14 protein-coding genes are annotated in these 23,569 nt (G+C 44.4%); 6 read left to right on the top strand and 8 right to left on the bottom strand.

The genetic code is table 11. The features are described from left to right. Positions 1-30: 30 nt before the first annotated feature. The 4 genes from QUB51_RS19500 to QUB51_RS19485 form a co-directional block, all read right to left on the bottom strand. Positions 31-3,162, bottom strand: coding sequence for an efflux RND transporter permease subunit (locus QUB51_RS19500; RefSeq protein WP_333262814.1), 3,132 nt, complete (start codon positions 3,160-3,162; stop codon positions 31-33). A 112-nt stretch (positions 3,163-3,274) separates the two neighbouring features. Then, the gene (locus tag QUB51_RS19495; protein ID WP_333298295.1) at positions 3,275-5,119 is read right to left on the bottom strand and encodes an efflux RND transporter periplasmic adaptor subunit; all 1,845 of its coding nucleotides are present in this window, start codon (positions 5,117-5,119) and stop codon (positions 3,275-3,277) included. Between the two features lie 193 nt (positions 5,120-5,312). Then, positions 5,313-5,510 carry a hypothetical protein gene (locus tag QUB51_RS19490; protein WP_333208625.1) on the bottom strand — a complete coding sequence of 66 codons (198 nt, stop codon included), beginning with the start codon at positions 5,508-5,510 and terminating at the stop codon, positions 5,313-5,315. A gap of 348 nt (positions 5,511-5,858) precedes the next feature. Next, positions 5,859-6,590 carry a DUF305 domain-containing protein gene (locus QUB51_RS19485; RefSeq protein ID WP_333262808.1) on the bottom strand — a complete coding sequence of 244 codons (732 nt, stop codon included), beginning with the start codon at positions 6,588-6,590 and terminating at the stop codon, positions 5,859-5,861. Between the two features lie 319 nt (positions 6,591-6,909). On the opposite strand from QUB51_RS19485, the gene QUB51_RS19480 reads away from it, so the two are divergent. From QUB51_RS19480 to gloA, 4 genes are all read left to right on the top strand, one after another. Then, positions 6,910-7,110, top strand: coding sequence for a heavy-metal-associated domain-containing protein (locus QUB51_RS19480; protein WP_333208623.1), 201 nt, complete (start codon positions 6,910-6,912; stop codon positions 7,108-7,110). A gap of 285 nt (positions 7,111-7,395) precedes the next feature. Next, positions 7,396-9,651 (top strand): heavy metal translocating P-type ATPase, encoded by a 2,256-nt coding sequence (locus QUB51_RS19475; RefSeq protein ID WP_333262804.1) that lies wholly within the window; start codon positions 7,396-7,398, stop codon positions 9,649-9,651. 19 nt (positions 9,652-9,670) lie between these two features. Continuing rightward, positions 9,671-10,183, top strand: coding sequence for a cupredoxin domain-containing protein (locus QUB51_RS19470; RefSeq protein WP_333052872.1), 513 nt, complete (start codon positions 9,671-9,673; stop codon positions 10,181-10,183). Between the two features lie 110 nt (positions 10,184-10,293). Then, positions 10,294-10,722 carry a lactoylglutathione lyase gene (gloA, locus tag QUB51_RS19465; RefSeq protein WP_333052871.1) on the top strand — a complete coding sequence of 143 codons (429 nt, stop codon included), beginning with the start codon at positions 10,294-10,296 and terminating at the stop codon, positions 10,720-10,722. A 111-nt stretch (positions 10,723-10,833) separates the two neighbouring features. Here the strand turns inward: gloA and QUB51_RS19460 are convergent, their stop codons facing one another. The 3 genes from QUB51_RS19460 to QUB51_RS19450 all read right to left on the bottom strand — a co-directional run bounded on the left by QUB51_RS19460 (position 10,834) and on the right by QUB51_RS19450 (position 15,301). After that, entirely contained in the window at positions 10,834-12,609 is a 1,776-nt protein-coding gene (locus QUB51_RS19460) for a hypothetical protein (protein ID WP_333262801.1), read from the bottom strand. Positions 12,610-12,890: 281 nt separating this feature from the next. Beyond that, positions 12,891-13,880, bottom strand: coding sequence for a DUF459 domain-containing protein (locus QUB51_RS19455; protein WP_333262799.1), 990 nt, complete (start codon positions 13,878-13,880; stop codon positions 12,891-12,893). A 5-nt stretch (positions 13,881-13,885) separates the two neighbouring features. Further along, positions 13,886-15,301: an MBOAT family O-acyltransferase gene (locus QUB51_RS19450; protein ID WP_333052868.1), complete on the bottom strand. Its 1,416-nt coding sequence runs from the start codon at positions 15,299-15,301 to the stop codon at positions 13,886-13,888. Positions 15,302-15,707: 406 nt separating this feature from the next. On the opposite strand from QUB51_RS19450, the gene QUB51_RS19445 reads away from it, so the two are divergent. Then, positions 15,708-18,647 carry an AAA family ATPase gene (locus QUB51_RS19445; protein WP_333208618.1) on the top strand — a complete coding sequence of 980 codons (2,940 nt, stop codon included), beginning with the start codon at positions 15,708-15,710 and terminating at the stop codon, positions 18,645-18,647. Positions 18,648-18,940: 293 nt separating this feature from the next. Here QUB51_RS19445 and QUB51_RS19440 read toward each other — a convergent pair whose 3' ends face one another. Next, a complete protein-coding gene (locus QUB51_RS19440; RefSeq protein ID WP_333052866.1) occupies positions 18,941-19,171 on the bottom strand; it encodes a photosystem II protein, Psb35-related in 231 nt (76 codons plus the stop codon). Between the two features lie 744 nt (positions 19,172-19,915). Between QUB51_RS19440 and treS the strand changes: the two genes are divergently transcribed. Beyond that, entirely contained in the window at positions 19,916-23,287 is a 3,372-nt protein-coding gene (gene treS / locus QUB51_RS19435) for a maltose alpha-D-glucosyltransferase (protein ID WP_333052865.1), read from the top strand. Positions 23,288-23,569 lie beyond the last annotated feature (282 nt).

The following is a 23,569-nucleotide window of genomic DNA, read 5'->3' as shown; positions in this document are numbered from 1 at the left end:
TCCTTGCTGACTGACAATAATTAGAAAATATCACACATTAGCTACCTTCCCGTCTTCAATAACAGGCTGAGGTTGTTGAGGTCGTAAAAAATGCCCAAATTGAGCATACAAAGCTGGCAAAACTAACAAAGTTAAGGCTGTAGAAGTAAATAATCCACCCAACACCACAACCGCCAGAGGTTGCAAAATTTCTTTACCTGCGCCTGTACCAACTACCAGGGGAACCATGCCTAAAGCAGAGGTAAAAGCTGTCATCAAAATTGCCACCAATCTTTCCATCGCACCTTCTTTAATTACTTGCTTGAAAGGCATTCCCTTGCTGAGTTTTTGATTGAAATTATCCACCAAAAGCAAACCGTTACGAACCGCTACTCCAAATAAGGTGATAAAACCCACCAGTGAAGCTACAGAAATAATGCCACCACCGATCGCAATCGAGAAAATTCCTCCTACTAATGCCAGGGGTAAGTTAATCATAATCATCACCGCACCTGCAAAAGAATGGACAGCAAAGTACATCAGCACCGCAATAATTACTGTTCCTAAGCTACCAAATAGGATTATATTTTGGGTAGCTCGTTCTTCTGATTCAAATTGTCCACCATACTGAATAAAATAACCTGAAGGCAAGACTACCTGCTGTTGTACTTTGGTCTTAATTTCATTAACAACTGAGCGTAAATCTCGTCCTGACACATTCGCAGCCACAACCAATAAACGAGAAACATTTTCGCGGTTGATGGTATTAGGGCCAGTACCGTATTCAATTTTTGCGACTTGTGCGAGTGGGATCTTCTGCCCAGAAGGAGTATCAACTAATAAGTTACGAATAGTATCAAGATTACTGCGACTTTCCGGTTTCAACCACACCAATAGATCAAATAACTGCTGTTCTTTAAGGACTTGAGATACTACTTTCCCATTCAAGGCAGTTTCTATAGTTTCTGTAAGACTTCCAATGGTAAGTCCGTAACGTGCAGCCGAAGCTCGCTCAAATTTAATCTGTAACTGACGAATGGGAATTTGTTGTTCTAACTGCAAATCAACAATACCTTTTACCTCGCCCATAGCTGTTTCCACTTCTTTTCCAATCGCTCTTAATTCTGTCAAATCAGGCCCAAAAACTTTCACTGCGATCGCACTTCTCACTCCTGAAAGCACTTCATCCATCCGATGCGAAATAAAGCCTCCCACGCTGGTAGCCACACCCGGTAATTTATTAAATTCCTCTCGAATTTTGGCAATACTTTCTTCTCGGTTTTTAATGCCAATATCGCTCAGTTCTACATCCAAATGTCCTAAATTTACCCCTCCGGCATCAGCATCACCGGGCGCACGTCCCGATCGCAATTGTACTGCTGTAAATCGAGGGTCATCTTTGAGAGCATTCTGCATTGAAAGTCCCATATCATTAGTAGCAGACAGGGAACTCCCAGGATAAAGTAACATTGTATTAACTAAAGATCGCTCTTGAAATTCGGGTAAAAATACTCTTCCTAGTGAGGGAAGCACAATTAAGGAAGCAATAAAAGCAGCGATGGCTGGCAATAAGATGAATTTCGGACGATTAATTGCCATATTCAAAGCAGGACGATAAAGCCGTTGGCTAAATGCCGACACCCAAGTATCATCCGATGGCAATTGACGATTTGCTAATAAGATCGCGCAAAGAGCAGGGGAAAGAGTCATTGCTACAAAAGTAGAGGCCATAATAGAAACTAAATAAGCCACTCCCATTGGGGTAAATATTCGCCCTTCTACTCCTGTTAAAGAAAAAATCGGCGCAAATACAATAACAATGATTACGGTAGAGAAAATTACACTGGTGCGAACCTCTACCGAAGTGCTATAAACAATTTCAAAATCATCTTTAGGCTTGCCATCTACTTGATTTTTCTGCAATCCCCGATAGCAGTTTTCCATATCCACAATAGAGTCATCCACAACGGAACCAATTGCTACTGCCAATCCCCCAAGAGTCATAGTATTTATGCCTTCCCCAAACCATGATAAAATCAACATTCCTATCAGCACCGACAAGGGAATGGCGCTGAGAGTGATGAGAGTTGTGCGCCAATTCATCAAAAACATCAGCATGATTATTGAAACAATAATGATGCCATCTCGTAGGGAATCTCGGACATTTTCAATAGCAGAATCAATAAAACTTTCTTGGCGAAAAGTTACTTGTACTTTCACATCTTGGGGTAATCCGGCTTGCACTTCCTCCATTGCTTTTTCAACTTCTCTGGTCACAGTTGGAGTATCAATTTGAGGCTGCTTGTTTACCAGTAAAACCACTCCTCTCTCACCATTAACACTACCATCTCCTCTAGCTAGTGCTGCTCCTAATTTTACCTCTGCTACATCGCGTAATTTGATGGGTTTTCCATCCCTAGATATTACTACTGATTCGGCCAATTCTTCAATGGTTTCAATCCGACCTACGCCACGAATAATTTCTTCGCGATCGGGTGTAGTCAAAAATCCCCCAGACGCATTGGTATTTGATTGCTGTGCCGCTTTTGTCACATCTTCTAAAGAGATATTAAATGCAGTTAATTTGACTGGATCGACCAAAACTTGATACTCTCTAACATCACCTCCATAGGCAATGACTTGTGATATTCCCTGCACAGCAAGTAATCTGTTAGTGACATCTCGATCGACTAACCGTCGCACTTCCATTAAATCAGTATTTGGCTCCTTTCCTTCTGCTTTTAGGGTGAAGGCATACATTAAAATTGTGGCAATCGGAGAAGATACAGGAGATATTTGTGGTTCTTCAACACCTTGAGGCAACTTTGATCGGGTTTGCTGTAAACGTTCAGCAACTAATTGTCTCGCTTGATAAATATCTGTATCGGCTTTGAAAATTACTCGAACAACTGAAATACCTACCGCCGAAGAGGATCGCACGGTTTCTACCCCCGGAGTTCCATTGACTGCGCTTTCAATTGGTAAAGTGATTAAAGACTCTACTTCTTCAGGGGCCAATCCCGAAGCTTCTGTTTGAATTTCTACTTGAGGTGGGGCAAAATTAGGAAAAACATCAAGGGGCATTATAGTTAAATTATAACTACCCAAAAAAGTGACTATTATTGCAGCGATTACAACTAGCCAACGTTGAGCGATCGACCATTTGAGGATTGAGTTGAGCATGAAGTGAAATAGTGGTAATTATTATTTGAGCTACTTTGACATCAGAATATAAAATTAGGAGCAAAAGCGGATTATTCGCCGAAACTATGTTTATTAAAGTTAAGGCTAATGGTCACACTTTATTAGTTCCCACCACTTTCCGATCGCTCTTGCGGCGACCAGCCACAACCCCAACTAAGAAAGCTACAGTACATAAGATTGTTCCTCCTGCTACTCCCGCCAACCATAGAGGCATTGGAAAACTATTAAAACTAGCCTCTATTCCATTGGGAGTTAATGCCGTTTTTTCCTCAGATTCTGAATGTTTACTATCACCTCGCAAAGATTGAGCATAAAGTTGAGGAGCGCGTTGAGTAACTATTAAATCTCCCTCAAACAAACCATTTTTCACCTCAATTAAATCCCCGGAAGTATTACCTAAAGTAACTTCAACGGCTTGAAAAGCATTGCCATTTTGCAGGTAAACCAACTGCTTCCCATTAGCTTCTACAATTGCTGAGGTAGGAATTGCCAGAACTGGTGTTGTAGTTCGACTGGTTAATATTTCTAATTCCGCAAACATATTCGGTTTGAGAACACCATCACTATTATCAATTTCCGCTTTTACAGGAATAGCCCGGTTTTCACCTTCTACCACAGAGCCAATTAAGTTAATTATTCCGGTGAAAGTGCGGTTAGGGAAACTAGCAATTTTTACCATTACTTTTTGACCTGACTGGATTTGATTCAGGTCTTTTTCGTAAATATTTGCTGTGGCAAAAACGCTGCTGTCGTTTAAGATACTCATCAGCGGTTTTTCCGCCGAGTTTACTGATTCTCCGGGGGTGATTTCGCGATCGGCTACCGTGCCCGAAATCGGAGCAACTACGGTAACGAGTCCTTGATCGTTGGCAACAGTTCCTAATTGTTGCAGCCGCGCTTGATAGGCTGCATCAGCCAAGCGAATGCGCGACTGAGCGACTTCTACGGCAGTTTTGCCGCGTTTGAGTTGGTTCTCGGCTTCTAGGACTTCCCGACGGCTCAGAGCTCTGGTAAGTTGAGCTTTTGCGTCTGCTACTCTGCCTTGAGATTCCCGCAATTCCCGCATTGGGAGGTCTACTTCGGCTTGTTTAATTTCGGTTTGGGCTTTGATAACTTCAGGACGGCTTTTTGCCTTAGCAACAGCGGCTTGTGCTTCGGCGAAGTGGGCTTGCGATTCCAGCATTGTGCGCCGCGCGATCGCCCCTGATGCCACTAATTCTTTGTCGCGATCGAACTGTTCTTTAGCCACTGTCAGTTCAGTTTCTGCCCGCGCTATTTCTGCTTGCGCTATTTCAACTTGACGCTGATAGTTTTCTTTAGCGGCTTGCACCACGGAACGATTATTTACTAATTCTTGTTCTTGCTGGTACTGCTTAGTTACCGCTGTTAATTGGGTTTGGGCTTGGGCGATTTCTGCTGCGGATATTTGACTTTGGCGATCGTAATTTTCTCGTGCTAGTTTTAGATCCCCTTCTGCTTGCTGCAAATCTGCCTCAGCTTCGGCACGTTTCGAGAGAGATTCAACCCGCAACTGTCCTAATTCTGAACTCGATAAAACCGCCACCGGTTGACCTTTTGATACTTTGTCCCCAGGCTTAACCAGTAACTCTACTACTTTCCCAGCAACAGGAGCCGTCACTTCTACTTTTTGGTTAGGTAAAGTTTCAATTTCTCCAGTAGTTTTAATGCCGATATCTAGTCTCTGGCGCGTGGCAGGGGAGATTTTAATTCCGATCCGCTTCGATGTTTCCGCATCGACAGAAATAGCAGCAGGAGTTTGAGTTGTTTCGCCGCTTTGGTGAAATTCATCTCCGTGTCCCGCGTGAGCAAAAACGACAGCCGGAGAAGTTAGCAAAATTAGGCTGAACAAAATTCCCGAAAAGCTGCTAATAATTACTGGAGATTGAGCATATTTATGAATTATCATCGTTGGCATTGTCCTTGAAATCAGGTTGAGTGCCACAGGTTTAGCAGTTGGTATTTTGCCAAGGTAAGTAACTGATACCCATTAAGTAAAGTTACTTATTAGCATTTTCCAAGAAGCGACCGCTAAGCAATGACCAAGAGCTAGAAATGCTCTACTCAACCTAGTATTTCAGGGTCAAATGAAATTAGGATGAAATTTCGCCTCAGCAGCCCAGATGCCCACCAGATTCTAAAATATGAAGATAAGTTTCGCCTAATGACAAGCGATTATGCTTTAGATTTTTTTCAGGTTTTTTTATCTCTGCTGGCGCTGCAATTTCTTTTGTCAATGCGCTCAGTAGCTCATCTACGGCTGCATTTGACTTATAAATGTTGTTTAATTCCAAGCTATTCAATATCATACACTACCCTCTCTATCCATATAGCTTTTTACTGACTTACCTACTACTTTAGAGGTAGAGATGAGCAATTGTCTACAGTATTATTACGTAAGTTTATACTACTTTAGAGGTAGGGCGGCTCCATTATCTACAGTATGTGTAGGTACTCTCAAGAAACTGAGGTGGAGTCAGACAAATGCTGACAGCCACAGTCGAGCTATATTACTTTGTCTACCAAGGTTGTCGCCACTTTTTCCTTTGTTCAATTACTTGCTTTTGTGAAGCAAGTATTTTCGGAACTCTTGAGCTACTGTGATTAATGTCACTCATTTTCGGGATTTGGGTCACGTTTTGTTTAGGGCTGCTAAATTACTGTTTGTACCAAGCTTGCCGCCACTGTTTCATTTGCTCAATTTCTTGCTTTTGCGAAGTCAGAATTTCTTGAGCTAATTTCTTCATTTCTGGGCGTTTTGACTTGTTCAAAGCATCTTGGGCCATCACTAAAGCTCCTTCGTGGTGAGGAATCATCGCATTGATAAATCGCAAGTCAAATTTGTCGTCACCGGCCCCTAAATCCATGCTCATCATCATGCTTTGCATTTGTTCGGGAGTCATTGCCATCATGTGACCCATGGGAGCGTGATAAGCCATCGGCGTACTGCTGGCTTTGGGATACCAAGTTTTTCGCCACTCTTTCATTTGATTTATTTCGCGGTTTTGAGCAGCAATTATATCAGTGGCAAGTTTTTTCATTTCCGGGCGTTTGGATTGTTTAAGCACATCTTGAGCCATGTTTACAGCACCTTGATGGTGTACTGTCATGCCATCAATAAATCGCAAATCGTAGTCGGCATCAGCAGGGCCTAAATCCATTGACATATCGTGATTCATGCCATGATTCATGCCATGATTCATGCCACCCATGCCACCGCCTTGTACCACGTCTTGCTTGTTGTTTGCTTCGGTTGCAGCCGTAACATTTGGGGCGGGACTTTCACTGGAAGGGGCATTTGAACAAGCTGCAAGCACTCCACTGGTAAAAGCGGCTGTGGCGGTCAACATCAGCGCTGCAAAGCCTGTTTTCAATGAAATTGGTTTCATAGAGCTTATATCCTTAAAATGGCCATTTATTTTCAGCTTTTCACATATAAATGAAATTAGGATGAAATTTTTGTGGCAAACTTGTAAAGAATTATTGCTGTGCTGTCGATCGCACTCAAAGTTAAGATTTACAGAACTCACAACCTAATTATGTATGTGCACAGTGCGCGCCTTACCCCTATGGGTAGCGTGTCAAACCACTTTTTTCATAAATTCCTGATTTATTTTGCAATTCCCCTTGACTCTCCAGTGTACTGGAGACTTTACAATAGAGTTAATTCATTGATTGAGCAGAGTAGTTTCTGCTGAGGTTCAAATTATGACATTACAGCTAAAAGTGCCTAAGATGGCTTGTTCTGCTTGTGCGACTACAATCACAAAAGCAGTCCAAGCCATTGACTCAGCCTCAACCGTTGAGGCGGATCTCAAGACAAAATTGGTCACGATTCACACCGCTAAGTCGGAAAGTGAAGTTAGGAAAGCGATCGCATCTGCTGGCTATCCAACAAGTCAATTTTAGATTTGAGATTTGAGATTTGAGATTTACTTGCAGCTTTGAATCTGGGAGATTTAACAAGAGTCTAAAATTTTTGATTCTCCACGACAGGAGTACGTCGCACGTTATCCGTTTTTAGGCGAGGTCAATCGATTTTAGATTTTAGATTTTAGATTGAAGCATTGACCCTACGGATAAATTCGGGGGGCAATTTTCTCGGATACAGGTTTTTTATTTCTGGACGGATGAATCCGGGGGCTTTCGGTCATTTGAAGACAGAAGGTAACTTTATAAGTTAGGAGGGCATCTATGGACAATCTCACACTTAAATTGCGGGGCATGAGTTGTGCTTCTTGTGCTGCCTCTGTCGAACAAGCAATCCAATCTGTTCCCGGCGTAATTGAGTGTCATGTCAATTTTGGGATGGAACAAGCAACCATCCAATACGACTCCAAGCAAACCGACTTAGAAACAATTCAATCTGCTGTTGATGATGCGGGATACGAAGCTTTGCCGCTTCCAGAAATGGCGGCGCCAGAGGATGATTCCGAACAAGCCGATCGCAAATCGGAATCTCAAACCTTGCAGCGAAAACTCTGGACAGCAGGTATCATCAGCATCCTGCTAGTGGTGGGTTCTATTCCAGCGATGACCGGCTTGCACCTGCCATTTATTCCCGCATGGCTGCACAATTATTGGCTGCAATTAGTGCTGACATCACCCGTACAATTTTGGTGCGGGAAATCGTTTTATGTGGGAGCTTGGAAATCCCTAAAACGGCGGGTAGCAACAATGGATACTCTGATTGCCTTGGGTACAAGTGCTGCTTACTTTTATTCTGTATTTGTGACATTTTTCCCAGGTTTATTCACAGCCCAAGGTTTAAATTCTGGCGTTTACTACGAAGTTGCCGCCAGCGTTATTGCCTTAATTTTGTTGGGGAAAACCATAGAAAATCGGGCGAAGGGAGAGACTTCCGAAGCCATTCGCAAACTCATGGGTTTGCAAGCAAAAACTGCTCGAATAATTCGCAACGGGGAAGAGTTGGAAGTGCCGATCGCCCAAGTGGAAATTGGCGACATCGTGCAGGTGCGGCCGGGAGAGCAAATCCCCGTAGATGGAGAGGTAATTGAGGGGGCTTCGACGGTAGACGAAGCAATGGTTACGGGAGAAAGTTTGGCTGTCAAAAAGCAGCTTGGCGACGAAGTTATCGGAGCCACAATTAATAAAACTGGCAGTTTCAAGTTTCGGGCGACAAGAGTTGGCAAAGATACATTTTTAGCTCAAATTGTCAAGATGGTGCAGGACGCACAGGGGTCAAAAGCACCGATCCAAAAGTTAGCAGACCAAGTGACTGGTTGGTTTGTTCCTGTAGTAATTGCCGTCGCTTTAGCTACTTTCATTATCTGGTTTAACGCGACGGGAAACTTCACTCTAGCCACAGTGACAATGGTGGAAGTGCTGATTATTGCCTGTCCCTGCGCTTTGGGTTTGGCGACTCCGACTGCTGTGATGGTGGGAACTGGGAAAGGTGCAGAAAATGGGATTTTAATTAAAGGAGCCGAGAGTTTAGAATTGGCTCATAAAATCCAAATTATCGTATTAGATAAAACAGGAACTCTTACTGAAGGCAAGCCGACTGTAACTGATTTTGTGACAATTAAAGGAACGGCGAATAGCAATGAGTTAAAGTTGCTGCAATTGGCGGCGTCTGTAGAGCGAAATTCGGAGCATCCTTTGGGGGAAGCTGTTGTGAGGTATGCTCAATCTCAAGAGGTGAATTTGACGGATGTTAAGGATTTTGAGGCGATCGCGGGGAGTGGTGTTCGCGGGGTTGTAGGCGGAAAGTCGATCGCCCTGGGAACGGTGAGGTGGATGCAGGAACTCGGCTGCGATACTGAATATCTGGAACTGCGCGCGAGAGCTTTGGAAGCTGCGAGCAAAACGGTTGTTTGGATGGCTGTAGAAGGCAAAATAGAGGCAATTCTGGGCATTGCGGATGCCCTCAAACCGTCGTCAGCGCAGGCGGTGAAAGCGCTTCAAAAGCTCGGTTTGGAGGTGGCGATGCTGACTGGAGATAATCGCGCGACGGCGGAGTCGATCGCCCAATCCGTGGGCATTACTCGCGTTTTTGCCGAAGTTAGACCCGACCAAAAAGCAGCTCAAATTCAAGCCCTGCAACGGGGAGGAAAAATTGTCGCGATGGTGGGAGACGGGATAAACGATGCACCGGCTTTGGCCGCTTCTGACGTGGGAATTGCGATCGGCACCGGCACAGATGTGGCGATCGCCGCCAGCGACATTACCTTAATTTCAGGCGATTTGCAAGGCATAGTTACAGCAATTAAACTTTCCCGCGCCACCATGCGGAACATCCGCGAAAATCTGTTTTTTGCGTTTATTTACAACATCGCTGGAATCCCGATCGCTGCTGGCATTTTGTACCCCATATTTGGCTGGCTGCTAAATCCAATTATCGCCGGTGCAGCAATGGCTTTCAGTTCAGTCTCTGTAGTTACTAATGCTTTGCGCTTGCGGAATTTTCAAGCCAAATCTAGTGCATAAATTTGGAGGAATGAGAAAAATGTTACACCATCGTCAAATTTCGGGAAGTCTCGCGAGTTTAGGACTTGTGATGGGAATTGCATCGGGAGTTCAAGCTTCAGAAATGTCCGTCCAGCATTCTACTTCAACGACTCAATTCCGCAGCATTGAACAGCCACTAGGTTTAAAAGTTGGCGTCACAATAGGTGGTTTGACATTAATAGGTTTAGAATTGTGGTGGTTTTTGTTCAGTAAATCTAAAGGGCAGCAAGCTGAATCTATTCAGGGTATACAAGAGTTGAATATTACTGTAGACGGGGGTTATGAGCCTGCCACTGTAGTTGTGAAAGCAGGTCAATTAGTCAGGCTCAATTTCTTGAGGCGCGACCCCAACAGTTGTCTTGAAAAAGTGTTGTTACCAGATTTTCACATTGTGCGAGAATTGCCTCTAAATCAGGTAACGGCTGTTGAATTCACCCCTCAAAAACCTGGACGATACCTATTTACTTGCGGCATGAATATGTTTCGGGGTGTGGTGGAAGTACAAAGCTAAATCAAATAGACAGTTGTCAACCTGCGGGAACTGCGACGGTTGAGGCGCGAGTTTTTTCAGCAATAAATCGCTAAAATAGATTAAAGCTTAAAAAATTTGGAGTGAGCTAAATGCAACTACTACACACGATGCTCCGAGTCGGCAACCTGGAAGAGTCCCTCAAATTTTACACTGAGGTTCTGGGCATGAAATTGCTGCGGCAAAAGGACTATCCAGACGGTAAATTTACTCTGGCTTTTGTGGGCTACGGCGATGAATCCGACACTACAGTTTTGGAATTAACATACAACTGGGGCGTCACAGAGTACAATTTAGGGGATGCTTACGGTCATATTGCGATCGGCGTTGACGACATTTACGGTACTTGCGAAGAAATTAAAGCTCGTGGCGGTAAAGTTAGTCGCGAACCCGGCCCGATGAAGCACGGTTCAACAGTCATCGCTTTTGTGCAAGACCCAGATGGATATAAAGTTGAATTAATTCAACTGGAAAATCAAGGTAGCAACACCCAGAAAGTAGCAGCAACAACCGCATCTTAGAGTTCGTCCTCTAGTCCTGCTAGGGTGCGTCAGAAACAATTTTTTTGAGTTAAGTTGAAACTCTTTCTCTGACGCACCCTACTGAGGAGATTTAGGGGGTTTTTAACACTTTTAATGCGATCGCACCGACGGTACAAACTGCTGCAAATATATTTTTTGCCACAAGACAGAAAAACTGCTCCCTATTTGGCTTAAGCTATCAAATTTAGGAATTAATTTAGATTCTCGGCGCTTGTCTAAAGCAGCGATCGCCGAAAAAAACATAGCTAATACTAACAAAAATACCAGCATTACACTAAATAAAATATTCCAACAAACTAGAAATTCGCTTGTGTAGCTGACGGTAAACAGCGAGTTAATCACTGAATCCGATAAATACAAGAGCAGCCCTACTGAAAACCACACCCCGAACAATACCCATGTCCATTTAAAGATATCTGTTGCAGTCTTGTGATTTTTAGACACAGAAAGTTCTAAATCTCTAATTAGGCTGTTAATTTTGGATGTGACTTCATACAAAGTATATTGCAAAGAATCTCTGAGAGAATTTAGCTCGTTGTCGAGGTTTATGCACTGCTCGGATGTGCTTTTGTCAAAACTGAGATTTTGGAGTTTCTTGCGGTGCACAGACAGTTTATGACCTAGGGTGTAATCCCATTTTTGCAGCCGCTCTATAGTTAAATACAAAAGTTCCCTATTTGCATCTAACAAGCTCTGGCAATCTACGATCGACTTAACTAACTTGCTGAGATTGTTGATCTGCTCATCTACAGTATTTTGGTATTCCCTCTGTTTAGCTGACAAGAAACTTGCGAGTTCGACATCCCGCTCGCCGCACAGCGCCAAAGCCTCACAATACAAGTCGTCAATTTCCATTTTACCGAAATACAGTGACGCTTTGTACTCCTCAATTTCGGGAAGAGTCAGGGATTGTAAAGGCTTATATTTTACCTGAAATTTATATAGGATCGCTGTCAGAATCTGCGCCGATTTTTGCTCCAGCTTGTCTTTGTAGGGTGCTAAAATAATGGCAGCTAGATTTTTGACTTTCGCTTCCGGGTGGTGCAGGAAATCAAAAATTGTGGCAAGTATTTTGGAGAATTCTAAGTCATTAAAATTCTTTTCCGCAACTTCCAAAAAGTTTGTTACCGCTGCATCGTTTTCGGCATTCAATTTGTAGGAATCCCTAAGTGCGATCGCAGCAAATACTCGATCGATCCAAAACAGATATTCCTCGCAATCCATTGGCAGGCTCGGCAGCAGCCAGCTAGGGCCGTACACCCAAAAATCGAGACAATTCTCATATTCCTTACCGCTGTCATGTCTGCGGCTGTCGTCCAAAGCAAATTTGTTGCTTGCTAATAGTTGAATTTGCTCTTCTACAACCAGCCGCTCAATTTCCCCTGCATTGATTGTGGAATTGACAGCACCTTCCTTGCCTTGTTGTTGCCCTACTTCATCCAACCACATTGACTTAATACTAACAGCCGCAGACCACCGAATTAAAGGAGTCGAGCCCCCTCGTGCTTCCTGTTCTAACGCCGCCAGCAGATTTTTGCTAAAATTACTTGCTCTAGCCGTTCTCTCACTTGATATCAGCCCCTCTCGCACCTTCCCCAATGCTTGAATTGCCAAAGCGCGAAACAGCAAATTCGGATGCGGTTTTCTGACGGATTCCGGTATATTTTCTCTGAATATTCCGCTGTTGGGTACGCCCAAAACTTCAGCAAAAGGCTCGATGCCGCACTGTTGCAGGATTTTTTCAACTAGGTTTATTCTTTGCCAAGGTTGAGTATATTTAGTGAGAGTGAAGATTAGCGCTGTGCCACTGCACCCCATTGACTCAGGGATGTTAGTGCGATCAAGTTTCCACATATTGCTCGTCATAATTTGTCGCCATGACAATTGCTAGATATGGAGGCCGTTGTTGGATGCTGAATTCAGCATTACATTTACTGTGGCTTTTTGTCAATATTAGTCCTGGACGCATAGGGAGTTATAAACCCGGTTTCATGAGTAAATTTATTATAACTCAATCCTAGATTTTCCCTATAAACCTAGTTGATCGAGACCAATGTGCGTCCCAAACTAAATATATTATCTTGCATTAATCGGTGAAATGTCAAAAAAATTGGTTGAGTTGAGTCACAAAAACCAACCTACTCTCGTCATTTCTTGGTCGGAGCTTTTAAGATTTTGTCGCTCACCATTTTGTCAACGATTAAGTCGCTGATAATTTGAGCTCCGTGGGAGGTAAAGTGCAAGCCGTCATTATTTTTTACATAGCCTCGCTTACCCGATTTATTAGCAACTACTGGAACAAATTTTCCGCCTTGTCCAAATGTCTCCCAAGTAGAAATAAATTCGATTTTTGATGAAGATTTACTGGCAGTCTTATAAATATTGTTCATGATGGGAAAAGCTTTGAGATAGGAAGATTTGTTGGGCATCGATTGACCGACCCAATACACTTTTCTCACGGATGACGAATCCAGTAAATTGGCATATTTTTCAACTCTTTCTTGATAAGTTTTTTGCCATTCTTTGCTCATAACAGCCCGGGCTTTTCCTTGAGAATCTATAATATTTTGACGGTCATTGGCTCCAAACAAAACTATCACTACATCCGGCTGGTAATTATTAAGAATTTGTCTAGTTCTGGCATACCAGTCATAATAATCTATCCGATTTAATCCCGTGGACACCTTGTAGTCAATTTTCGTATCGGCGATATTGTATTTTTTCTTAAGAGTGTACTGGAGTTGAATTCCTAAGTCGAACATTACGGAATCTCCAATAAATAAAAATCTGCGATAAGGTATGGTCAGTTTGGGTTTAGCTGGGGTTGTTTTTTTCCCTTGAGTTGGTTTTTTAGCAGTGGCAGGCTTAGGGGGTTGAACGGCAGTTTTTGTTTCGGTTTGGACAGGAGGAAGTTCTGATTCTTTGGGGAGGTTATCGAAGTTAATATCTTTAATTTTGCTCCAAAAATCTTGTTCTGATTTTCGGAAACCGTCTATTTTTATCTGGCGCGCGGCTTGTTTAATTTCTGGACTTGCGAAAGGAGTTGAAGCAAAGCTTTTTAGAAATAATGATAAGTTTGAAAATATTAAAGTGAGAATTACAGAAGTAACAATCAGCAAAATTTCCCGGTCTTTCATATGTCTTAGAAATTAAAGTAAATAAAAGGCGGAACGGTACTAGGCCCCAACATCAAGATAGTATACACGAGCAGCGAAACTAAGACAACCCGAAAGAAAATGTTTTTTAATGACAGTACGGTTTGCAATAGTTCGGAGATGCGATCGCCCCACAAGTTGATCGCGCCAATGACTGCAATTACTAAATACAATTGCCAGAAGTTAAATTGAAAAGTTGCGACGACAGGATGGATAATTCCTTGAAAAAAGCTCACCGCCGTTTCCCAGTTGGGAGTGCCAAAAAATACCCAGCTACAAGTAACAAAACTAAATGTTAACAACCAACTGCAAAATTTAGCAAATCTGGGAAAGGCATAGTCTAATTTAAAGTGGATAGCTTGGGGGATATCTTTACATAAATGGTTGACAATTAATCCTAAACCGTGAATTGCTCCCCAGAAAATAAAGTTTAAACCTGCGCCGTGCCACAATCCACCGATCGCCATTGTCATCAGTAAATTTACGTACTTCCTCAACTTGCCGTATTTGTTGCCGCCAAAGGGAAAGTAAACGTAATCCCTCAGCCACTCGGAAAGACTGATGTGCCACCTTTTCCAAAATTCTTGCAGGCTGAGCGATCGGTATGGCATATTAAAGTTAGCAATGGGTTTGAAACCCAGCAAACAGGAGATGCCGTTGGCTAAATCCGAGTAGCCGCTGAAATCTACGTAAATCAAACAGGAATAGGAAATTGCCGCGAGGATTAAATCGATGCTGCTGTACTGCTGCGGGACTTTGAATGGCAAGTCAGTGAAGTTAAACAAAAAGCTCGATAAAGTATATTTTTTGAAGAGTCCAGACAAAATCAAAACTATAACTTCTTCAATTTTATAGTCGTATTTTTCCGGTGAATTTAGCTGCCAGTAAAATTCGCGAGCTCGCGAGATTGGCCCGGAGGCAATTTGCGGAAAATAGGTAATGTAGGCGGCATAGTCTACAAAATTCGGACAAGGGATTTTTTGCTGGTAGCAGTCGATTAAATGGGAAATTATTCTAAAAGTGTAGAAAGACACGCCGACGGGGGCGATTATTTGCAAAACTGGAAAGTCGGCGGGAATTTGTAGCTGATTCAGTACCTCAAATAAGGAAGTTACAAAGAAGTTGTAATATTTAAAGATGCCGAGATAGCCAATGTTGAAAATTAGACCGGAGATTAAAGCAAATTTTTTATATTTACTCTTGCAGAGCACCCGGAGAATGATATAATTGTAGACTGTAGAGAAAATCAGGAGCAAGAGAAAGTCAAAACTCCAAAAGGAATAAAATAATAAACTGGAAACTAACAAGACAATTTTATACAAATCGACTTGGGGTTTCACAGAGACGATCGCGCTAAAAATAATTAGGAAAAATACTAAAAATTGGTAAGTGGGAAATAGCATATATCTCAGCCGATAAAAAATCTTGTTTGTGGCAATATTTTTATAAGTACGGCCAGCGAACCTATCCCGAAGGAAATCGCCCTAGTCTGTCTGAACTCATATGTTGCACCATTGTCAGTTAGCCTTTTATGAACAGGCTTTTCGGCCTGTTCCACAAGAAAATTTATCTTTTGTGGAACGGGCATCTTGCCCGTTCTGGAGAATGGCGCAAGATGTGAGTCTCACCGCAGCAAATTTCGGGGTGGATTACGGACTGTAAGCTTTTTCAATCTTGTCAATTATTTCACAACTTCCGCCCTAGTTAACCGCACTCATAAATTCATAATCCTGTTTAAAGATTATGATGGTTGTGAGACGATGTATTAACGGATAACAACAGGAATCCCCTTGATTGCGAGGAACCAACGTGCAGCCAACAGACCCTAGCAAATTTACAGATCAAGCCTGGGAAGCCATTGTCAAATCCCAGGATGTAGCCCGCCGCTTTGCCAATCAGCAGCTAGAGGTTGAACATTTAGCCATCGCCCTTCTCGAACAGCAAGGTCAGGCCAACAGCATTCTCAGCAAAGCTGGAGTCGATGCCCCCCGGTTGGCCCAGCAGTTAGATGCTTTTGCCAAACGACAGCCCAGAGTTGCCAACGCTGACCAACTATACCTCGGTCGCGGCTTAGAAGTGATGTTAGATGTTGCCGAGGCCACCAGGGCGACTTGGCAAGATAATTTTATCGCCGTTGAACATTTATTAATTGGCTTAGTAGAAGACGAACGAGTCGGCCGCAGGTTGCTGACAAAAGGCGACGGCCCGCCTGGTCGCCCCGGTTACGATCGCAAACCCCCAGCCGGTACACTCGATCGACCAAAACTAGAAGAAGCCATCAAATCTTTCCGCGCCACTGCTAAAGCCCAAGAAAAAAATTCCGAAACCGGGAAAGGCAGCCGCAGCAGCGCTAAAGCCCAAGATCAAGATGGGGAAGCTAACTCCGACGCCCTCAGCAAGTACGGCCGCGATTTGACAGAAGCCGCCAAAGCCGGCAAACTCGACCCAGTAATCGGCCGCGACGAGGAAATCCGCCGCGTGGTACAAGTTCTTTCCCGCCGCCAAAAAAACAATCCAGTGTTAATTGGCGATCCCGGAGTCGGAAAAACTGCGATCGCCGAAGGTTTAGCCCAGCGAATTGTCAACGGCGACGTACCGGAATCTTTGAAAAATCGCCAGCTATTTAGCCTTGACATGGGCAGTTTAATTGCTGGGGCAAAATTCCGGGGCGAATTTGAAGAACGATTGCGATCAGTCCTGCGGGAAGTCATCGATTCCGACGGGCAAATTGTCCTATTTATTGACGAATTGCACACGGTTGTCGGGACTGGTGGCGGCGGCAGTTCCGGTTCGGGAATGGATGCGGGAAATTTGTTGAAACCCATGTTGGCGAGAGGCGAATTGCGCTGCATCGGCGCTACAACTCTCGACGAATTCCGCAAGAATATTGAAAAAGATCCAGCCCTGGAACGCCGCTTTCAACAAGTATTTGTCGGCGAACCCAGCGTTGAAGATACTGTTTCGATTTTGCGCGGATTGAAAGACCGTTACGAACGCCACCACGGGGTAAAAATTACTGATTCGGCCCTGGTAGCTGCTGCAACTCTGTCTTTTCGCTATATTTCCGATCGCTTTTTGCCGGACAAGGCGATCGACCTGGTAGATGAAGCGGCCGCCCACTTGAAAATGGAGATTACCTCTAAACCTGTGGAATTGGAAGGAATCGACCGCCGGGTGATGCAGTTGGAAATGGAAAAATTGTCGATCGAAGGCGAAGGAAAAGGAGCTCTAGCCCCTGGGCTCGGCTTCCGCGTCGAACGCATCACATCTGAGATTGACATTTTAAAAGTTAAGCAGGAAAAATTGTCCTCTCAGTGGTTGGGCGAAAAGCAGTTGTTGGATGCAATCAATAAATTGAAAGCAGAAGAAGACCAACTGCGAGTCCAAATCGAACAAGCAGAAAGGGCTTACGATTTGAATAAAGCCGCCCAGTTAAAGTACGGCAAGTTGGAAACGGCGGTGCGCGATCGCGAAGCGAAAGAAGCGGAACTTTTGAAACAGCAAGCTCAAGGTTCTTCCCTGCTGCGCGAAAAAGTTACTGAGGGCGATATTGCGGAAATTGTCGCTAAATGGACGGGCATTCCGGTTAACCGATTGTTGGAATCAGAACGCCAAAAATTGCTGCAATTGGAAAAACACTTGCACCAAAAAGTCATCGGTCAAGAGGAAGCTGTAACAGCCGTGGCGGCGGCAATTCGGCGCGCTAGGGCGGGCATGAAAGACCCCGGCAGGCCGATCGGCTCTTTCTTGTTTATGGGCCCCACAGGCGTCGGCAAAACTGAGTTAGCGCGGGCGTTGGCGGAGTTTTTGTTTGACAGCGATGATGCGATCGTCCGCATCGATATGTCGGAATACATGGAGAAACACAGCGTTTCTCGGTTGGTAGGAGCTCCTCCCGGATATGTCGGTTACGATGAAGGGGGACAACTTTCCGAAGCAGTGCGGAGACATCCTTATTCGGTAGTGCTGTTTGACGAAGTGGAAAAAGCGCACCCGGACGTATTTAACATTTTGCTGCAAGTGTTGGATGACGGCCGAATTACCGATTCTCAAGGTCGAGTGGTTGACTTTAGAAATACCGTAATTGTGATGACTAGCAATATCGGCAGCGACCACATTTTAGACGTGTTTACTAAGAAGGAAAAAACCGTCAAAAAACCTGCTAGCCGGAAGCAGGAAACGAAAGATTTGTCAAGTCAAAAGACAGATTATAAAGTGGCGGCAGACGGTACTGTTGAGGTGTCGGCCCAGCGAGTTGAGGTTGATAGTGTAAGTAAGAGTGAAAACAAGACTGAAAATGAAAATTTATTGACTCAAGAACGGGAGACAGACCAAGAGTACGAACAGATGTTAAAACGGGTGATGGCAGCGCTGCGATCGCACTTCCGGCCGGAATTTCTCAATCGGGTGGACGAGATAATTTTGTTCCACACTTTGAGCAAGGTCGAACTGCGGCAAATTGTCAGTATCCAAGTGAAGCGGATCGAGCGTTTGTTGGCAGAGCAAAAAATTACTTTGGAACTGTCCGATGCGGCGAAAAACCATATCACAGATGTCGGTTACGACCCGGTTTACGGCGCTCGCCCCTTGAAACGCGCCATCCAGCGGGAGTTGGAAAACCCGCTGGCTAACAAGATTCTGGAAAATGCGTTTGTCGAAGGTGATACAATTGCGATCGACTGTGAAAATAACTCTTTGCAATTTCGCAAAAAAGAGTCTCGTCCGGCGCTAGCAGGTAACAGTTTGTAGTTGCCGAATAGTTAGGAACAGGCAAGATGCCTGTTCCACAAACAATCAATTCTCTTGTGGAACAGGCATCCTGCCTGTTATTGAAAATTAGGAACAGGCAAGATGCCTGTTCCACAAATAATCAATTTTCTTGTAGAACAGGCATCCTGCCTGTTATTGAAAATTAGGAACAGGCAAGATGCCTGTTCCACAAATAATCAATTCTCTTGTGGAACAGGCATCTTGCCTGTTATTGAAAATTAGGAACAGGCAAGATGCCTGTTATTGAAAATAGTGAAACCTGTTACTTGATATCAAGAATTCGAGATGGTGCGGCTGCCGTAAGCATCCATGCTGTAGGCGGGAACGCGAACGCTGTAATCCATCTCTGTTGCTGTGATTGCTACAGCCAATTTTTCAAAAGATTCATCGTTCCAATTCCGCTCGTGGATAGGCTTTGACTGTTCGCCCAGGAAATATGCTTGAGTGCCAATTACTGAGGCTGCTACCCAACCGACGATTAAAAGAGCGATTACAATAGTCATTTTTACTTTTTCCTTAACTTTTGTTGCTTTATGTAAACTAATGTAACGAAAATTAGCAATCAACGTCAAGGTACTGTAATGTCGTGGCAACCGTCCGGCAGGTAGTAAATACCGCACCTAACCCTGAGTCTGTAGGTGTGCTTAGTGTCAACAAGGAGTCGATCGCCCCTAGCCCCCTTAATAAGAGGGGGGGGACAAGAGTGTTCTCAAAGTCAACCCCTACTCCCCTTATCAAGGGGGATGCGAGGGGGATCTAGACTGGGCTACCAGCGAGAGATACAGAGGGGTTTCAGGCTTAAGTTGACAATCAAGCATCCAGGGTACAAGCCCCCGGATTCATTCCTTCGCAGACTCAGGACCCAGAAATAAAAAACCTGTATCCGATAAGTAAGCCCCCGAATTTATCCGTGGGGTCAGTGCTTCAATCGAAAATCGAAAATCTAAAATCTAAAATCGATTGACACGCCTTGGTAGGGTGTGCACCGCGCATCGGTAGGTAGCACAGTACCCGGATTGTTAACTGTGTCCGAAATAGCAAAACAGATTGTTGAGATTTTATAGTTAAGAAATTATAAGTTTTGCGTTCATAAATTACGATTAAAAGTCTGGGGCTGGCATGATGAATAGCGGCCCAATTATAAGTTATGATTTATCAGTTTGGATGGGAACTAACAAATCCCAATTACCAAACTTTAAGTAAAAATTACCAATTACCAATCATCGCTACAAATCATGCCAAACTCAATGTTAAATAACGACCCGTTGTGGTTCAAAGACGCGATTATTTACGAAGTACCAGTTCGCGCTTTTGCCGACAGCAATGCAGACGGGATCGGCGACTTTAGAGGACTGACAGAAAAACTGGATTACCTGCAAAACTTGGGAGTCACAGCCATTTGGGTACTGCCATTTTTTCCTTCGCCGCTCCGAGACGACGGCTACGATACATCTCACTATACTACGGTCAACCCGATTTACGGCACATTAGAGGACTTTAAAGACCTTTTAGAAGCAGCGCACCAGCGTGGAATTCGAGTCATTATTGAGTTGATTGTGAACCACACTTCCGACCAGCACGCTTGGTTTCAGCGAGCGCGCCGGGCCCCGAAAGGCAGTAACGAAAGAGATTTTTATGTGTGGAGCGACACGCCGGAAAAATATCAAGATGCTCGGATTATTTTCCAAGATTTTGAAACATCTAATTGGGCTTGGGATGCGGTAGCAAAAGCTTATTACTGGCACCGTTTTTATTCGCACCAACCCGATTTGAATTACGACAATCCGGCCGTCCGCCAAGCCATCTTAGATGTGGTAGATTTCTGGTTGGCGCTGGGAGTAGACGGACTGCGGATGGATGCGGTGCCTTACCTGTACGAGCGCGAAGGTACTAACTGCGAAAACCTGCCAGAAACTCACCAATTCCTGAAGCAATTGCGGAAGCACGTAGATGAAAACTTCCCGAACCGGATGCTGCTGGCTGAGGCGAATCAGTGGCCGGAGGATGCAGTTGAATATTACGCTGCTGGGGATGAATGTCACATGAACTTTCATTTTCCGCTGATGCCGCGTTTATTTATGGCTTTGCATATGGAAGATAGCTTCCCAATTAGCGACATTCTCCAGCAAACTCCGCATATTCCCAATAATTGTCAGTGGGCATTATTTTTGCGGAATCATGATGAATTGACGCTGGAAATGGTGAGTGATGAAGACCGAGATTATATGTATCGGGTTTACGCTCAAGACACTCAGGCGAGAATTAATTTGGGCATCCGCCGCCGTTTGGCTCCTTTGATGGGAAATAACCGCCGCCGTATCGAGTTGATGAATGCTTTGCTGCTGTCTCTTCCGGGTACGCCGGTGCTTTACTACGGCGATGAAATTGGCATGGGAGACAATATCTATTTGGGCGATCGCAACGGGGTGAGAACTCCGATGCAGTGGAGTGGCGATCGCAATGCCGGTTTTAGTCGTGCTAACCCGCAGCGGCTTTACGCACCGCCAATTGTTGACCCTGAATATCACTACGAATCTGTTAACGTGGACGCGCAGCGGGCGAATCCGAGTTCTCTTTGGTGGTGGATGAAACGCCTGATTGCAATTCGGCAGCGCTTCCAAGCATTCGGCCGCGGAACTTGCGAATTCCTATACCCGGAAAACCGCAAAGTTTTAGCTTTTGTACGTACTTATCAAGACGAACACATCCTCGTAGTGGCTAATTTGTCGCGCTTTGTCCAGACGGCAGAATTAGACCTTGCGCCCTTTAAAGGTGCTGTTCCGGTGGAGATTTTCGGCCGCACGGAGTTTCCTGCTGTTGGCGATTCGCCTTACTTTTTGAGTTTGAGTCCTCACACGTTTTACTGGTTTACTCTTACTGTTAAACACGAAGATTTTTCGCTGCACGGTGTGCCCACAGACTTGCCTACTTTGGCGGTCATAGGTAATTGGAAAACTGCTTTTGCTACAAGTCAGTTAAGCGATATGCTGCTTAATCTTTTGCCGGGATACTTGCGGCGGAATCGCTGGTTTAGCGGTTCAGATCGGACAATTCAATCTTTAGAAATAAGTGAGGTTTTACCGATTGAATGTAAAGATAGCGCGGGAGAGGAATCTCAAGTTTACATTCTGTTTTTGCAGTTGAATTATACTGAAGGTATGCCGGAAACTTACGTTTTGCCTTTAGGGTGGGAAGAGATTAAAGGCGATGTGGACGATCGGGCGATCGCGCGCCTGCACTTCCCAGAAACCAAAAAGGAAATCGGGGTACTATTTGATGCTGCTGGGGAGAAAGGTTTTCTGAGCGCACTGCTGGGGGCGATCGCCAATTCTCGCAGTTACAGAGGTGTTGCAGGTCAACTGCTAGGAATTGCCGACAGTGCATTCAAATCAGAAGAAGAGTTAGCGCAGCTCGAACCTCACCTGTTCAAAAAAGAACAAAGCAATACATCTGCAGGTTACGGCGACCGCTTCGTCCTGAAAATATTGCGAAAAGTCGAGGAAGGTATTAACCCTGAATTAGAAATCGGACGCTTTTTAACAGAGCGCAACTCGATCCAACACTACGCTCCAATTACCGGAGCATTGGAATATCACACACCAGCCAAACAAGTCCTTACAGTCGGAATCCTACAAAAATTAATCCCCGACAGCGTAGATGCTTGGTCTTATACATTAGACACACTGCGCGACTATTTCGAGCAAGTAATGACAGTAGAAGCAAAGCATTCCAGCGATAATTTATCTACTGCCCCCGAAAATTATTTGCCGAACGCTTTGACCGGACAAACCCAGCGGCAGCAAAACTCGCTAGTAGCCGATTTATCGCTAGAAATTCCAGAATTAGCTCGCGAACTCATCGGCTCTTACTTAGCATCAGCCGAACTTTTAGGTCAACGGACAGCCGAACTTCACCTGGCTTTAGCTTCTGACACAGAAAATCCCGCTTTTGCCCCAGAAAACTTCACCTCCTTTTACCAGCGTTCCATCTATCAACACATGAGAAATCTGGCGGGAAGAACTTTGCTGGATCTGAAAAAACGGCTGTCTAAACTGCCACCAGAAATACAAAAATCGGCGCAAAAGCTCCTCAACCGCGAAGAGTTGATCATGGAACGTTTCAAGTCTATTTTAAACTTGAGAATCACCGCCGATAGAATTCGCTGTCACGGGGACTTTCATTTCGGGCAAGTTCTTTATACAGGCAAAGACTTCGTAATTATTGATTTCGGAGGAGAACGCGATCGACCCTTAAGCGAGCGGCGGATGAAGAGGTCGCCCCTGCGAGATGTTGCGGGAATGCTGCAATCTATAAGTTACGCTGTTACTTTGGCACTCCGCAATGAAGTAGAAAGTGGCATGATTCGCCCTGAAAATCTCCCGGAGATGCAGCAGTGGGCGAACGTTTGGCACCGCTGGGTCAGCCTCACTTTTGTCAAGAGTTATTTGGCAACAGCAGCCGATGCAGATTTCTTGCCCAAATCTATACCGGAACTACAAGTTTTGCTGGATGCTTACATTTTGGAAAAAGCGGTTGCCGAGCTAGCCTACGAACTTAATTACCGCTTGGATTGGGCGCACATTCCGCTTCAGCGGATTGTAGAATTGCTGAATTTATAAGGGCGGGTTTATCTATACTCGTTAGGGTGCGTGACTTTTTAGATCCTCAATTAACAGCGAGATGCTGGAAAGTCACGCACCTTAGATGACACGAAATCTGCTTTGATAACGATTTGAGATCGTGTCCGATCGAGTTACCGCGATTAAAAGGGCGGGTTTTTGAGATTGTCAATTATGAGCAGATATTTTTTGTTAACCCGCCCCTACCTTATTAGGAATGAGAATTAAATAACTTCCACTCTTGAAAGTGGGATGGGCGTCCCGCCCGTCCAAAAAGGACGG

The sequence above is a fragment of the Microcoleus sp. AT8-A3 genome (assembly GCF_036705675.1).
In the GTDB taxonomy this organism is placed as follows: Bacteria; Cyanobacteriota; Cyanobacteriia; order Cyanobacteriales; family Microcoleaceae; genus Microcoleus.
This window is presented reverse-complemented; position numbering and strand designations above follow the sequence as displayed.

What these genes read in the sequence shown, in the direction of transcription:
- QUB51_RS19500 (WP_333262814.1), bottom strand. Translation starts at nt 3,162, where the DNA reads ATGCTCAACTCAATCCTCAAATGGTCGATCGCTCAACGTTGGCTAGTT.
- QUB51_RS19495 (WP_333298295.1), bottom strand. Translation starts at nt 5,119, where the DNA reads ATGCCAACGATGATAATTCATAAATATGCTCAATCTCCAGTAATTATT.
- QUB51_RS19490 (WP_333208625.1), bottom strand. Translation starts at nt 5,510, where the DNA reads ATGATATTGAATAGCTTGGAATTAAACAACATTTATAAGTCAAATGCA.
- QUB51_RS19485 (WP_333262808.1), bottom strand. Translation starts at nt 6,590, where the DNA reads ATGAAACCAATTTCATTGAAAACAGGCTTTGCAGCGCTGATGTTGACC.
- QUB51_RS19480 (WP_333208623.1), top strand. Translation starts at nt 6,910, where the DNA reads ATGACATTACAGCTAAAAGTGCCTAAGATGGCTTGTTCTGCTTGTGCG.
- QUB51_RS19475 (WP_333262804.1), top strand. Translation starts at nt 7,396, where the DNA reads ATGGACAATCTCACACTTAAATTGCGGGGCATGAGTTGTGCTTCTTGT.
- QUB51_RS19470 (WP_333052872.1), top strand. Translation starts at nt 9,671, where the DNA reads ATGTTACACCATCGTCAAATTTCGGGAAGTCTCGCGAGTTTAGGACTT.
- gloA (WP_333052871.1), top strand. Translation starts at nt 10,294, where the DNA reads ATGCAACTACTACACACGATGCTCCGAGTCGGCAACCTGGAAGAGTCC.
- QUB51_RS19460 (WP_333262801.1), bottom strand. Translation starts at nt 12,609, where the DNA reads ATGACGAGCAATATGTGGAAACTTGATCGCACTAACATCCCTGAGTCA.
- QUB51_RS19455 (WP_333262799.1), bottom strand. Translation starts at nt 13,880, where the DNA reads ATGAAAGACCGGGAAATTTTGCTGATTGTTACTTCTGTAATTCTCACT.
- QUB51_RS19450 (WP_333052868.1), bottom strand. Translation starts at nt 15,301, where the DNA reads ATGCTATTTCCCACTTACCAATTTTTAGTATTTTTCCTAATTATTTTT.
- QUB51_RS19440 (WP_333052866.1), bottom strand. Translation starts at nt 19,171, where the DNA reads ATGACTATTGTAATCGCTCTTTTAATCGTCGGTTGGGTAGCAGCCTCA.
- treS (WP_333052865.1), top strand. Translation starts at nt 19,916, where the DNA reads ATGTTAAATAACGACCCGTTGTGGTTCAAAGACGCGATTATTTACGAA.